Below are 12119 nucleotides of genomic sequence, written 5' to 3'. Positions count from 1 at the left end.
GGAGCGAGGGGCTTCGCGCCCCTCGCGCTCCCCGCGGGATATTTTCAAAGAGAAGATCGGGGCGCCGCGGGAAGTGTGATGCGGAAGCCCGCGCCGCCCTGCCCCGGCAGATAAGCGATGGCGCCGCCGAGGCGGGCCATGATCTCGCGGCAGATCGCGAGGCCGAGGCCGGCGCCCCCTGCCCGTCCCGGATCACCGAGGCGGCTGAACTTCTCGAAGATCACCGGCACCTCGGCGGGGTCGATGCCGCTGCCGTTGTCGATCATGTCGATCTCGATGCGGCCCTCGCGGCAGGTCACGCGCACCCAAAGGCGCGGCTGCGGCGCATCGCAATACTTGGCCGCGTTGGAGGCGACGTTGATGAAGACCTGCGCCAGCCGGTCGAGATCGGTCTCGACGATCACGGCCTCTGCCGCGCGGTCGCGCCGCAGCGCGAGCGTACCCTCCGGGACGGCGGCGGCCAGGGCGCGGTCGAGCACCTCCGACAGGGGGCCGCGGGCGATGCTCCGGCCCCCGCCGCCCCCTTCCAGCGCGGCGAGGTCGAGCAGATCGTCGAGCAGGCGGGTCAGCCGCGCGGCCTCGCCCTCGATGATCCCGGCGAAGCGGGCGCGGTCGGCCTCTTCCAGCCCCTCTTCGCCGAGGATGCCGGAAAAGGCGCGGATCGAGGTCATCGGTGTGCGCAGCTCGTGGCTGACCTGGCTGAGGAAGGCGTCCTTCTGCGCCGAAAGCGCCGTCAGCTTGTCGTTGGCCTCGTGCAGCGCCGAGAGCGCCTGTTCGAGCGCGCGGGACTTCTGCTCGGCCCGGGCGGAGTGGTCGATGATCTGCGCGGCCTCGTCGGCGACGGCCAGCAGATCCTCGACCGTGACGCTGGCGCCCTGCGTCATCCGGCCAATCATCGCGTGGGCCGTCGCGGCGCCGACCGATCCCGCGAGCTCGCGCTCGAGACGCTGGATGAAGCCGGGCGTGACCTCGGGGAGCGCCGGGGCGGCCCGGCCCTGTGCCGCGGCGGCAGAGGCGAAGAGGGCCTGCGCTTCGGAGGGGCCGAGGATGCGCTGCGCCATGACCAGCAGGTCCTCTGCCGCGGCATGGCCGCCACTCCAGCCACCGGCCTCGGCCCCCGGAACGCCGACGAATTGCGCGCCCTGCAGCCGCTCGACCGGGCCGGGGAAGTCGACCAGCGAGACGAGGATGAAGAGCGCCGCGTTCAGCCCCAGCGACCAGAGCACCGCATGCAGCAGCGGATCGATCCCGGCGATGCCGAAGAGCGCCTCTGGGCGCAGCCAGCCCAGGCCCAGCGGGCCCTCGGCCATGACGCGGGCGGGCAGCACCTCGAAGCCCGGCAGGAGCAGCGTCCAGACCCAGAGCGCGAAGCCGCAGGTCAGCCCCGCCGCCGCGCCGCGCCGCGTGGCGCCGCGCCAGAAGAGCCCGCCCAGCATCGCCGGCAGCGCCTGCACCACACCGGCGAAGGCCACGAGGCCGATGGAGGCCAGCGCATCGCCGCCACCCGAGACGCGGTAGTAGAGCCAGCCCAGCAGCAGCACGCCAAGGATCGACAACCGCCGCGCCCGCAGCACCACGCGCCGCACGTCGCCCGAGACGGTCGCCCCCTGCCGCCGCAGCCGCAGCCAGAGCGGCAGGGCGATATGGTTCGACACCATGGTCGCCAGCGCGATGGTCGCGACGATCACCATCGAGCTGGCCGAGGAGAAGCCGCCGAGAAAGGCGAAGACGGCAAGGCCGCTGCGCCCCTCGCTCAGCGGGAGGGTCAGGACGAACATGTCGGGATTGGCGCCCTCGGGCAGGCGCTCGAGGCCGGTGACGGCGATCGGCACGACGAAGAGGCTCATCAGCGCGAGGTAGAGCGGGAAGGCCCAGCTTGCGGTCGCCAGATGCCGCTCGTCGGCGTTCTCGACCACCATGACCTGGAACATTCGCGGCAGGCAGAGCAGCGCCGCCCCCGACAGGAAGCTGAGGCCCGCCCAGCGCGCGCCGCTTTGCTCCCATGCGGCGATGGGCGAGGCGTCGATCCGGTCCAGCGTCGCGCCGAGCCCGCCGTTCAACCCCCAGACTGTAAAGAGGCCGACGCAGAGCAGCGCGGCGAGCTTGACCACCGCCTCCACCGCGACGGCGGTGACGACGCCGGGATGCCGCTCTCCGGCCGAGAGGTTGCGGGTGCCGAAAAGGACGGAGAAGAGCGCGAGCCCGGCGGCCGACCACAGGGCAATGGCGCGCAGCTCGCCGCCCGCGAAGACGGCGAAACTCTGGGCGATGGATTGCAGCTGCAGCGCGATATAGGGGGTCACACCAACCACGGCGAGCAGGGTCACGAGGCCCCCGAGGCCCGGCGATTTGCCGTAGCGCGAGGAGATCAGGTCCGCGATCGAGGTCAGCCGCTGGCTGCGCCCCAGCCGCACCATGCGCCGCAGGAGGCCCCACCAACCCAGCAGCACCAGCGAGGGGCCAAGGTAGATCGTCAGATACTCCAGCCCCGAGCGCGCCGCGTAGCCGACCGCGCCGTAAAAGGTCCAGGCAGTGCAGTAGATCGACAGCGAGAGCGTGTAGACCCAAGGGCTGCGCAGCCAGCGCCCGCCGCCCCGCGCCGCCTGCCTGTCGGCCCAGAAGGCCAGCGCGAAGAGGAAGGCCACATAGACCAGCGAGATCAGCGCCAGCAGGTTCGGCGTCACGCGCCCCTAGGCCTCGGGCGGGGGGCGGCGCAGGGCGCGCGCCAAAAGGGCCGACAGAAGGATCAGCAGCGCCCAGACCCCGAAGACGTAGAGCAGCGCCGAGGAGGTGGCCGTCTCGCCCCGCGGCCAGAGCAGCGGCACCGACCAGAGCGCCGCCCCGGCCAGCGGCGCGAGGCGCGCGGCCTCTGCCAGCCGCCGCCGCCGGTAGGAGGCGCGGGCAAGGAAGGGCGGGCGCGGCGCGGGGCTTGGCAGGGGGCCCGGCGGCTCGGGCCAGCTCATGGCCGGGCCCCCTCGGCCAGCGCCCTGACGCGGGCGAGGATCTCGGCGTTGGAGAAGGGCTTGGTCATGAAATCGGTGGCCCCGAGGTCGCGCGCCCTCTCGCGATCCTGCGCCTGCCCGCGTGCGGTCAGCATCAGCACCGGTATCCCCCGCGTCTCGGCGGCGGCGCGCAGGTCGCGCAGCACCTCGTAGCCGGAGCGGTTGGGCAGCATCACGTCCAGCACCACGACATCGGGCCGCAGCGCCGCGGCCCGCTCGGCCGCCGCCGCGCCGTCGCCATAGACCTGCACGGTCCAGCCGTCTCGGCTGAGCAGGAAGCTCAGCGCCTCGACGATGTTGGGCTCGTCCTCGATCAGCAGCACGCGCGGTGCCATCGCCTTCCCCCTCCTGCCGTGCCGGATGCGGCTGCGGCAGGCGCCGCGCGACCCTCCCCCGATCGCGCGGCAACCTCAGGAGGAGTCATGCCGCCTCGTCACGCTTTTGTCAAAGTGCCAGTCAGCGCAGCAGGCTGGGCTCGCGCCGGGCCCTGCAGTCCTGTCGCGGGCAGATGCGGCAGCCGGGGCCGACCCGCCGCTCGGGCAGGCCGCCGGTCTCGCCGTGCGGCAGCAGCAGCATGCTCGATTCCATCAGCGGCGGGGCATCGGGGTCATGCGCCTCGCGCGGGGCAGCATGGGCCCAGGCCAGCACCCGCCGCTCGCCCGCGCCGTCGGGGATCAGCGCGGCGACCCGCAGCGGCTGGCCGGGCCGCGACAGCGCCTCGTAGAGCGGCCAGAGCGGGCAGGCCCCCTCGCGCGCCAGCCGTAGGCCCGGCGCGGGGCGGTGCCGGATCAGCGCGCCGCCGGCATCGCAGACCGCCAGCGCCACCGGCGGCCCCTCGCCCAGCGCGGCGCGGCGGCGCAGCACGAGGCCGATGTCGGTGCCATGGCTCCGGGCGATGCGGACCGGATCGAAAGGCCCCGTGACGGCCGAGAGCGGCAGCCGCCGCGCCTCCTCTGCCACGCGGGTCAGGCGCTGCAGCAGCATCTCGCCCGCGCCGCCCGTCAGCCCCGAGGCCGCGACCACCGCCTCTGGCGACTGGCCGGCCTCGATCTGCGGCAGATGATGACCGCGCGCCTCGATCCAGGCCTCGGCCTGCTCCTGCGGCAGCGCCCCGGCGCCGGGATCCGGCGCCTCGAGCTGCAGCGCCAGCGCCCGCCCCGCCTCGGTCAGGCGGCGGGCGTCCTGGTCGATATTTGCAAGGAAACGCGCCTGCCAATCGGCATCCAACCCCTCGGTCTGCGACAGGATCGCGGCACTCGACCGGATCGCGGTGATCGAGGACAGCGTCTCGTGCAGCACCCGCGCGAGGCCGGGATCATGCGCCAGCCGCCCCGCCAGCGCCTCGGCCCGGTCCTGCGTCTGCGCCAGCCGCTCGGCCTGCGCGGCGACGAGGGCCGCCCAGCCGGGGAAGCGGCCGGCGAAGTCATCGGCCCGACGCACCTCGGCGCCGGCCTCGGGCGCTGTGGCGGCGGCGGCCTGCAGCGCCCCGGTCAGCGCGCCTGCCCCTTCGGCCAGCCGTGCGGCATCGGTGCCGAGGATGCGCGCGATCTCGTTCAAAAGGCGCCCGCCGATCCGCCGCCGCCCATGCTCGATCAGGTTGAGGTAGGAGGCCGAGATCCCGGCCTCCCGCGCGAGATCGGCCTGCCGCATGCCCAGATCGAGGCGCCGGTCCCTGATCCGCGCCCCGGCAAGCACCGAGCCTTCCATCGCCGCTCTCCTCTGCTGCAGACGCGAGACAAGGAATTTACAGATTTCTGCGCCGCCTAGATCATAAGTTTACAGAATATCCTCGGTAAGCCAGAGGTTTGTTGAGCAGTTTTCTCAATTCCCCCCATAGTTGATGCAATTAGGCCGATCCGCCCGAGGAGGGGTGTCAAGATCGGCGCAACCTTCAGGGAAGGAGAAATTATGACCAGCAGGTTCACGCGCCGCGGGCTGCTCAAGACCGGGACGGCCTTCACCGCCTCCGGCCTTGCGCTGCCGACGATCTTCACCAGCCGCGCCAGCGCCTTCACCAACGAGCCGACGGGATCTTCGGTCGTCCTCGGCTTCAACGTGCCGCAGACCGGCGCCTATGCCGACGAGGGCGCGGACGAGCTGCGGGCCTTCGAGCTGGCGGTGGAGCACCTGAATGGCGAAGGCGACGGCGGCATGCTGAGCACCTTCTCCTCGGACGCGCTGGGGGGAGACGGCATCCTTGGCAAGCGGGTCGATTTCGTCACCGGCGACACGCAGACGAAATCCGACGCCGCCCGCGCCAGCGCCCAGTCGATGATCCAGAAGGACGGCGCGATCATGATCTCGGGCGGGTCCTCCTCGGGCGTCGCCGTCGCCGTGCAGGGGCTGTGCCAGGAGGCCGGCGTGATCTTCATGGCGGGGCTCACCCATTCCAACGACACCACCGGCAAGGACCGAAAGGCGAACGGATTCAGGCACTTCTTCAACGCCTACATGTCGGCGCAGGCCATGGCGCCGGTGCTCTCCAGCCTCTACGGCGACGACCGCCGCGCCTATCACCTGACCGCCGACTACACCTGGGGCTGGACCCAGGAGGAGAGCATCGCCGCCGCGACCGAGGCGCTGGGATGGGAGACGGTCGAGAAGGTGCGCACGCCGCTCGGGGCCGGTGACTTCAGCTCCTACATCGCGCCGGTCCTGAACTCCGGCGCCGACGTGCTGGTGCTGAACCACTACGGCGGGGACATGGTGAACAGCCTGACGCAGGCGGTGCAGTTCGGGCTGAAGGACCGGCAGGCCAACGGCAAGGATTTCCAGATCGTCGTGCCGCTCTATTCCGAGCTGATGGCACGCGGCGCCGGCAGCGCCATCGCCGGCATCCCCGGCTCCCAGAACTGGGACTGGAAGCTCGAGGATGCGGGCACGCAGGCCTTCGTCCAGAGCTTCGGGCAGAAGTACGGCTTCCCGCCCAGCCAGGCGGCGCACACCTGCTACGCGCAGACGCTGCTCTATGCCGATGCGGTGGCGCGGGCCGGCAGCTTCGATCCCTGCGCGGTGGTCGAGGCGCTCGAGGATTACGACTTCGACGGCCTCGGCAATGGCCCCACGACCTACCGCGGCGCCGATCACCAGTGCTTCAAGGACGTGGTCGTGGTGCAGGGCGCGGAAGACCCGCAAGACGAGTTCCACCTTGTCGACATCGTCGAGGTGACGCCGGTCGATCAGGTCACCTACCCGCCCGATCACCCGATGTTCGCCGGCGGCAGCCTGGGGGAGTGCAACCCGGGCGCATAGGCTTCGGGTCGGGGCGGGCCGAGGCCCGCCCTACACCCGCGCCGCCGGGCGGTGATCCGGCGGTCTCGGCACGAACAAGGGATCTTCGATGGACGCCTTCCTGCTGCAAATCCTCAACGGCCTCGACAAGGGCTCTGCCTATGCGCTGATCGCGCTGGGGCTGACGCTGATCTTCGGCACGCTTGGTGTCGTGAACTTCGCCCATGGCGCGCTCTTCATGATCGGCGCCTTCTGCGCCGTCACGCTGCAGCGGCTGCTGACCCTCAGCTACGAGACCGTCGATCCCGAGCGCACCGATTTCCTCGGCAACCCGATGACCGTCGAGACGCCCTACGTCGAGGCCTGGTTCGGCCCGGCCACGGGCGGCGCGCTGGTCGACTGGGCGGTGCCGCTGGCAATCGTGCTGGCGATCCCGGTGATGATGCTGGTCGGCTTCGTGATGGAGCGCGGGCTGATCCAGCACTTCTACAAGCGCCCGCATGCCGACCAGATCCTCGTGACCTTCGGCCTTGCCATCGTGCTGCAGGAGATCGTGAAGGCCGTCTACGGCGCCAACCCGATCCCCACCCCGGCGCCGTCGGCGCTGCGCGGGTCAATGGATGTCGGCGCGCTGGTGGGGATGGAGGCCTATGCCGTGGTCTACCCGATCTGGCGGCTGGTCTACTTCGTCTTCGCGGCCCTCGTCATCGGCGGCGTCTTCGCCTTCCTGCGCTTCACCACCTTCGGCATGGTGGTCCGCGCCGGGATGGCCGACCGCGAGACGGTGGGCCTGCTGGGCATCGACATCGACAAGCGGTTCACCCTGATGTTCGGCCTTGCCGCCGCCGTCGCGGGACTGGCCGGGGTGATGTACACGCCGATCCTCAGCCCGAACTACCACATGGGCATGGACTTCCTCGTCCTCAGCTTCGTGGTGGTCGTCGTGGGGGGCATGGGCTCCCTGCCCGGCGCGGTGCTGGCGGGATTCCTGCTGGGTATCCTGCAAAGCTTCGCCTCGATGAACGAGGTCAAGTCGCTGATCCCCGGCATCGACCAGATCATCATCTACCTCGTCGCGATCGTGATCCTGCTGACCCGCCCGCGCGGTCTGATGGGCCGCCGCGGCGTGATGGAGGAGTAACATGACCGACGCGACACAGACCGCCTTTCCGGCCCAAACGCCCCGCGCCGAGGCGGCGCGTGACGCGCAGGGGCGGCGCGACAGGATGCTGCTGCTGATCGTGGCGCTGCTGGCGCTGGCCGCGCCGATCCTGCTGAACCCCTTCCCCACGGCCAGCGCGCTGGCGCAGTTCAACGCGGGCTACCCGGATCTCATGCAGCGCTTCGCGATCTACGGGATTCTCGCGATCGGCTTCAACATCCTCTTCGGGCTGACCGGCTACCTCAGCTTCGGCCATGCCGCCTTTCTGGGCGTGGGCAGCTACTCGGCCGTCTGGATGTTCAAGCTGCTCAGCATGAACGTGATCCCGGCGATCCTGCTGGCCACCGTGATCGGCGGGCTCTTCGCGCTGGTCATCGGCTTCGTCTCGCTGCGCCGCTCGGGGATCTACTTCTCGATCCTGACGCTGGCCTTCGCGCAGATGTGCTACAACCTCGCCTATTCCGTGCTGACCCCGATCTCCAACGGCGAGACGGGGCTGCAGCTCTCCCTCTCGGACCCGCGGGTGCTGGACGGCCCGTCAAGCGGCTCGCTTCCCGTCACCAGCCTTTTCGGGGCCGAGATGCGCGAGGCCGCGACGATCACCCTGGGCGGCTGGAGCTGGACCTTCTCGGTCGGCTACTACGTCTGCGCGGCGCTGCTGCTGCTGGCCTTCTGGCTGTCGATCCGCATCTTCCGCAGCCCCTTCGGGCTGATGCTGCGGGCGGTGAAGTCGAACCAGAACCGCATGGCCTATACCGGCCTGTCGGCGCGCCCCTACACCCTGGCCGCCTTCGTGATCTCCGGCATGTATGCCGGGCTCGCGGGCGGGCTGCTCGCCTCGATGGACCCGCTCGCGGGGGCCGACCGGATGCAATGGACAGCCAGCGGCGAAGTGGTGCTGATGACGATCCTCGGCGGCGCGGGCACGCTGCTGGGGCCGGTGCTGGGCGCCGGCGTCATCAAGTACTTCGAGAACATCTTCTCGAAGATCAACGACGCCATCCTGCACCAATGGGTCGCCGTGCTGCCCGACGGGCTGGAGGATGCGGTGGTCGCCGTGATCCACCCCTTCGTCGGCAAGGGCTGGCACCTGACACTGGGGCTGATCTTCATGGCCGTCGTCATCTTCCTGCCCGGCGGGCTGGTCGAGGGGGCGCGCCGCGCCGGGGCCGTGGTCCGGCGCCGCGACAGGAACGCCCCCAGCGTGGAATCCGACGCGGCGGCCCGCCGCGCGGCAGCGGAGTAGGCCCATGAGCATTCTCGAGGTTCGCGACATCTCCAAGCGCTTCGGCGGGCTGCAGGCCCTGTCCGATGTGAACATCAGCGTGGCTGAGAACACCGTTCACGCGATCATCGGGCCGAACGGGGCAGGCAAGTCGACACTGCTGAACTGTTTCGTCGGCAAGCTGATCCCCGACACCGGCTCCGTCAGCTTCGACGGGCAGTCGGTGCTGGGGCGCAAGCCGCACCAGATCAACCAGATGGGCATTTCCCGCGTGTTCCAAACGCCCGAGATCTTCGCCGATCTGACGGTGATCGAGAACATGATGGTGCCCTGCTTCGCCCATCGCGACGGGCCATTTCGCCTGCATGCCTTCGAAAGCGTCCCGAAGGAGCGGCATATCACCGAGATGGCCGAGGCGATGCTGGACGACGTCTCGATGCTGGAAAAGCGCGACCTCCATGCCGGCAGCCTCAGCCGCGGCGACAAGCGGCGGCTGGAAATGGCGATGTGCCTGGTGCAGGAGCCGCGGCTGCTGCTGCTGGACGAGCCGACCGCAGGCATGGCCCGCGCGGATACCAACAACACGATCCAGCTGCTGAAAGACATCCGCCGCACACGGAACCTGACCATGGTGATCATCGAGCACGACATGCATGTCGTCTTTTCGCTGGCCGACCGGATCACGGTGCTGGCGCAAGGCACGCCGCTGGTCGAGGACGTGCCGGAAAACATCAAGGGCCACCCCAAGGTCCGCGAAGCCTATCTCGGGGAGGCGCAGGTATGACCCGTCACGAGCGTATCGCGCAGGCCCCGACAGAGGCCGCCTTCCTCTCGGTGCGCGGCATCCAGGGCTATTACGGCGAAAGCTACATCGTGCAGGATGTCAGCTTCGACCTCGCCGAGGGGCAGATCCTCGCGCTTCTGGGCCGCAACGGCGCGGGCAAGACATCCACCCTGCGCACGCTGGCGCGCACCGGCACGCCGCAGCTGACGGCGGGCGAGATCTGGATGAACGGCGCCCCCCTGCACCGGATGAAGGCGCATCAGGCCGCCGCGCAGGGTCTTGCCCTCGTGCCCGAGGACCGGCGCATCATCGCCGGGCTGACGGTCGAGGAGAACCTGCAACTGGCGCAGATCGCGCCGCCCGTCGGCTGGCCGATCGAACGCATCTACGAGCTGTTCCCCCGCCTCGGTGAACGCCGCCGGCAGGAGGGGGTGACCCTGTCGGGCGGAGAGCAGCAGATGCTCGCCATCGGCCGCGCGCTGGCGCGCGAGATCAAGGTGCTGCTGCTGGACGAGCCCTACGAGGGCCTCGCCCCGGTGATCGTGCAGGAGATCGCGAAGACGCTGGAACTGATCCGAGACCAGGGCATCACCACCGTGCTGGTCGAGCAGAATGCGGTTGCGGCCTTGAAGCTGGCGGACCGGGCGGTCATCCTCGACACCGGATCGGTCGTCTTCGACGGCACGGCCCGCGAGGTGCTGGAGGACGAGGCCCTGCGCCAGCAATACCTCGCGATCTGAGGGAGGACACCATGACCATGCACGAGCCGCACGCCCCATCCGCCGAGACGGCGGCGAAGAGCCATGCCGACAAGGCCACCTACGAGGCGATGTACCGCGCCTCGACCCAGGACCCGGCGGCCTTCTGGGCCAAGGAGGGCAAGCGCATCGACTGGATCGAGCCCTTCACCAAGGTGAAGGACGCCAGCTTCGATCTTGGCAATGTCTCGATCAAGTGGTTCGAGGACGGCGTTTTGAACGTCTGTGCCAACTGCGTCGACCGGCATCTTGCAACGCGCGCGGACCAGACCGCGATCATCTGGGAGCCGGACGATCCCGAGGGCGAGACGCAGCACATCAGCTACGCCGAGTTGCATGAGAAGGTCTGCCGCTTCGCCAATGTCCTTCTCAGCCAAGGGGTGATGCGCGGCGATAGGGTGGTGATCTACCTGCCGATGATCCCCGAGGCGGCCTATGCCATGCTTGCCTGCGCCCGGATCGGCGCGATCCATTCGGTGGTCTTCGCCGGGTTTTCCCCCGATGCGCTGGCGAACCGGATCAACGACAGCGAGGCCAAGCTGGTCATCACCGCCGATACCGCGCCCCGCGGCGGCAAGCGCACGGCGCTGAAGTCGAACACCGACGCCGCGCTGCTGCACTGCTCGGACAAGGTGCGCTGCCTCGTCGTCAAGCATACCGGCGACCAGATCACCTGGATCGACGGGCGCGACGTGGACGTCAAGGCGATGATGGAGACGGTCGCCCCCGACTGCCCGGTGCGCCCGATGAAGGCCGAGGATCCGCTTTTCATCCTCTATACCTCGGGCTCGACCGGCAAGCCGAAGGGGGTGGTGCATAGCTCTGGCGGCTACCTCGTCTATGCCTCGATGACGCATCAATACGTCTTCGACTACCACGACGGCGATATCTACTGGTGTGCGGCCGATGTCGGCTGGGTGACGGGGCACAGCTACATCCTCTATGGCCCGCTCGCCAATGGCGCGACGACGCTGATGTTCGAGGGCGTGCCGACCTGGCCCGATGCCTCGCGCCTCTGGCAGATCGTCGAGAAGCATAAGGTCAACCAGTTCTACACCGCGCCGACCGCGATCCGCGCGCTGATGGGCAAGGGCGAGAGCTTCGTCGAAGGGCACGACCTGTCGTCGCTGCGCGTTCTCGGCACCGTGGGCGAGCCGATCAACCCCGAGGCCTGGGAGTGGTATGACCGGGTCATCGGCAAGCACCGCTGCCCGATCTCGGACACCTGGTGGCAGACCGAGACCGGCGGCCACATGATCACCCCCCTGCCCGGCGCCACGGCGACGAAACCGGGCAGCGCCACGCTGCCCTTCTTCGGCGTCGTGCCGGCGATCCTCGAGCCCGAGAAAGGCACGCTGCTCGAGGAGACGGTAACCGAGGGCGTGCTCTGCATCGCCGAAAGCTGGCCGGGGCAGATGCGCACCATCTGGGGCGATCACCAGCGCTTCGAGGAGACCTACTTCCAGCAGTACAAGGGCTACTACTTCTCGGGCGACGGCTGCCGCCGCGACGAGGACGGCTATTACTGGATCACCGGCCGGGTCGACGACGTGCTGAACGTCTCGGGCCATCGCCTTGGCACGGCCGAGGTCGAAAGCGCCCTCGTCGCCCATCCCGACGTCGCCGAGGCGGCAGTCGTCGGCTACCCGCACGAAGTGAAGGGCCAGGGCATCTATGCCTATGTCACCGTGATGAACGGGGTCGAGGCGACCGATGCGCTGCGCAAGGATCTCGAGGCCTGGGTGCGCAAGGAGATCGGTCCGATCGCCAAGCCGGACCTGATCCAATGGGCGCCGGGCTTGCCGAAGACCCGCTCGGGCAAGATCATGCGCCGGATCCTGCGCAAGATCGCCGAGAACGACTACGGCAGCCTGGGCGATACCTCGACCCTGGCGGAGCCCGAGGTGGTCGAGAGCCTTATCGAAAACCGGATGAATCGCTGACAGCGTGGGAGCGG

Annotated in this window: 10 protein-coding genes; 6 read left to right on the top strand and 4 right to left on the bottom strand. The window is 69.5% G+C overall.

The features are described 5' to 3' along the window. Window positions 1-44: 44 nt before the first annotated feature. The 4 genes from DFP88_RS02130 to DFP88_RS02115 form a co-directional block, all read right to left on the bottom strand. Window positions 45-2684, bottom strand: a complete 2640-nt coding sequence (locus DFP88_RS02130; protein ID WP_110812785.1) for an ATP-binding protein — start codon at window positions 2682-2684, stop codon at window positions 45-47. A 6-nt stretch (window positions 2685-2690) separates the two neighbouring features. Beyond that, window positions 2691-2963: a hypothetical protein gene (locus DFP88_RS02125; RefSeq protein ID WP_110812784.1), complete on the bottom strand. Its 273-nt coding sequence runs from the start codon at window positions 2961-2963 to the stop codon at window positions 2691-2693. Then, window positions 2960-3337, bottom strand: coding sequence for a response regulator transcription factor (locus DFP88_RS02120; protein ID WP_110812783.1), 378 nt, complete (start codon window positions 3335-3337; stop codon window positions 2960-2962). Before DFP88_RS02120 ends, DFP88_RS02125 begins: the two co-directional genes overlap by 4 nt. A gap of 121 nt (window positions 3338-3458) precedes the next feature. Further along, on the bottom strand, window positions 3459-4709 hold the full coding sequence (locus DFP88_RS02115) for a short-chain fatty acyl-CoA regulator family protein (protein WP_110812782.1): 1251 nt from the start codon (window positions 4707-4709) through the stop codon (window positions 3459-3461). 201 nt (window positions 4710-4910) lie between these two features. On the opposite strand from DFP88_RS02115, the gene DFP88_RS02110 reads away from it, so the two are divergent. The 6 genes from DFP88_RS02110 (at window position 4911) to acs (ending at window position 12105) form a co-directional block, all read left to right on the top strand. After that, the gene (locus DFP88_RS02110; protein ID WP_110812781.1) at window positions 4911-6254 is read left to right on the top strand and encodes a substrate-binding protein; all 1344 of its coding nucleotides are present in this window, start codon (window positions 4911-4913) and stop codon (window positions 6252-6254) included. An 88-nt stretch (window positions 6255-6342) separates the two neighbouring features. Continuing rightward, window positions 6343-7374, top strand: coding sequence for a branched-chain amino acid ABC transporter permease (locus tag DFP88_RS02105; protein ID WP_110812780.1), 1032 nt, complete (start codon window positions 6343-6345; stop codon window positions 7372-7374). 85 nt (window positions 7375-7459) lie between these two features. Beyond that, window positions 7460-8641, top strand: a complete 1182-nt coding sequence (locus DFP88_RS02100) for a branched-chain amino acid ABC transporter permease (RefSeq protein WP_245904686.1) — start codon at window positions 7460-7462, stop codon at window positions 8639-8641. 4 nt (window positions 8642-8645) lie between these two features. Then, window positions 8646-9404: an ABC transporter ATP-binding protein gene (locus DFP88_RS02095; protein ID WP_110812778.1), complete on the top strand. Its 759-nt coding sequence runs from the start codon at window positions 8646-8648 to the stop codon at window positions 9402-9404. Continuing rightward, the gene (locus DFP88_RS02090; protein WP_110812777.1) at window positions 9401-10144 is read left to right on the top strand and encodes an ABC transporter ATP-binding protein; all 744 of its coding nucleotides are present in this window, start codon (window positions 9401-9403) and stop codon (window positions 10142-10144) included. Before DFP88_RS02095 ends, DFP88_RS02090 begins: the two co-directional genes overlap by 4 nt. A 17-nt stretch (window positions 10145-10161) precedes the next feature. Then, window positions 10162-12105 (top strand): acetate--CoA ligase, encoded by a 1944-nt coding sequence (acs, locus tag DFP88_RS02085; RefSeq protein ID WP_181418559.1) that lies wholly within the window; start codon window positions 10162-10164, stop codon window positions 12103-12105. Window positions 12106-12119: the final 14 nt, after the last annotated feature.

Origin of the sequence: Pseudoroseicyclus aestuarii, assembly GCF_003217255.1 — a bacterium.
GTDB classification, from domain to species: Bacteria; Pseudomonadota; Alphaproteobacteria; order Rhodobacterales; family Rhodobacteraceae; genus Pseudoroseicyclus; species Pseudoroseicyclus aestuarii.
This window is presented reverse-complemented; position numbering and strand designations above follow the sequence as displayed.

Coding starts and splice junctions, on each gene's coding strand:
- acs (WP_181418559.1), top strand. CDS start 10,162: ATGCACGAGCCGCACGCCCCATCCGCCGAGACGGCGGCGAAGAGCCAT.
- DFP88_RS02105 (WP_110812780.1), top strand. CDS start 6,343: ATGGACGCCTTCCTGCTGCAAATCCTCAACGGCCTCGACAAGGGCTCT.
- DFP88_RS02115 (WP_110812782.1), bottom strand. CDS start 4,709: ATGGAAGGCTCGGTGCTTGCCGGGGCGCGGATCAGGGACCGGCGCCTC.
- DFP88_RS02100 (WP_245904686.1), top strand. CDS start 7,460: ATGCTGCTGCTGATCGTGGCGCTGCTGGCGCTGGCCGCGCCGATCCTG.
- DFP88_RS02095 (WP_110812778.1), top strand. CDS start 8,646: ATGAGCATTCTCGAGGTTCGCGACATCTCCAAGCGCTTCGGCGGGCTG.
- DFP88_RS02110 (WP_110812781.1), top strand. CDS start 4,911: ATGACCAGCAGGTTCACGCGCCGCGGGCTGCTCAAGACCGGGACGGCC.
- DFP88_RS02090 (WP_110812777.1), top strand. CDS start 9,401: ATGACCCGTCACGAGCGTATCGCGCAGGCCCCGACAGAGGCCGCCTTC.
- DFP88_RS02120 (WP_110812783.1), bottom strand. CDS start 3,337: ATGGCACCGCGCGTGCTGCTGATCGAGGACGAGCCCAACATCGTCGAG.
- DFP88_RS02125 (WP_110812784.1), bottom strand. CDS start 2,963: ATGAGCTGGCCCGAGCCGCCGGGCCCCCTGCCAAGCCCCGCGCCGCGC.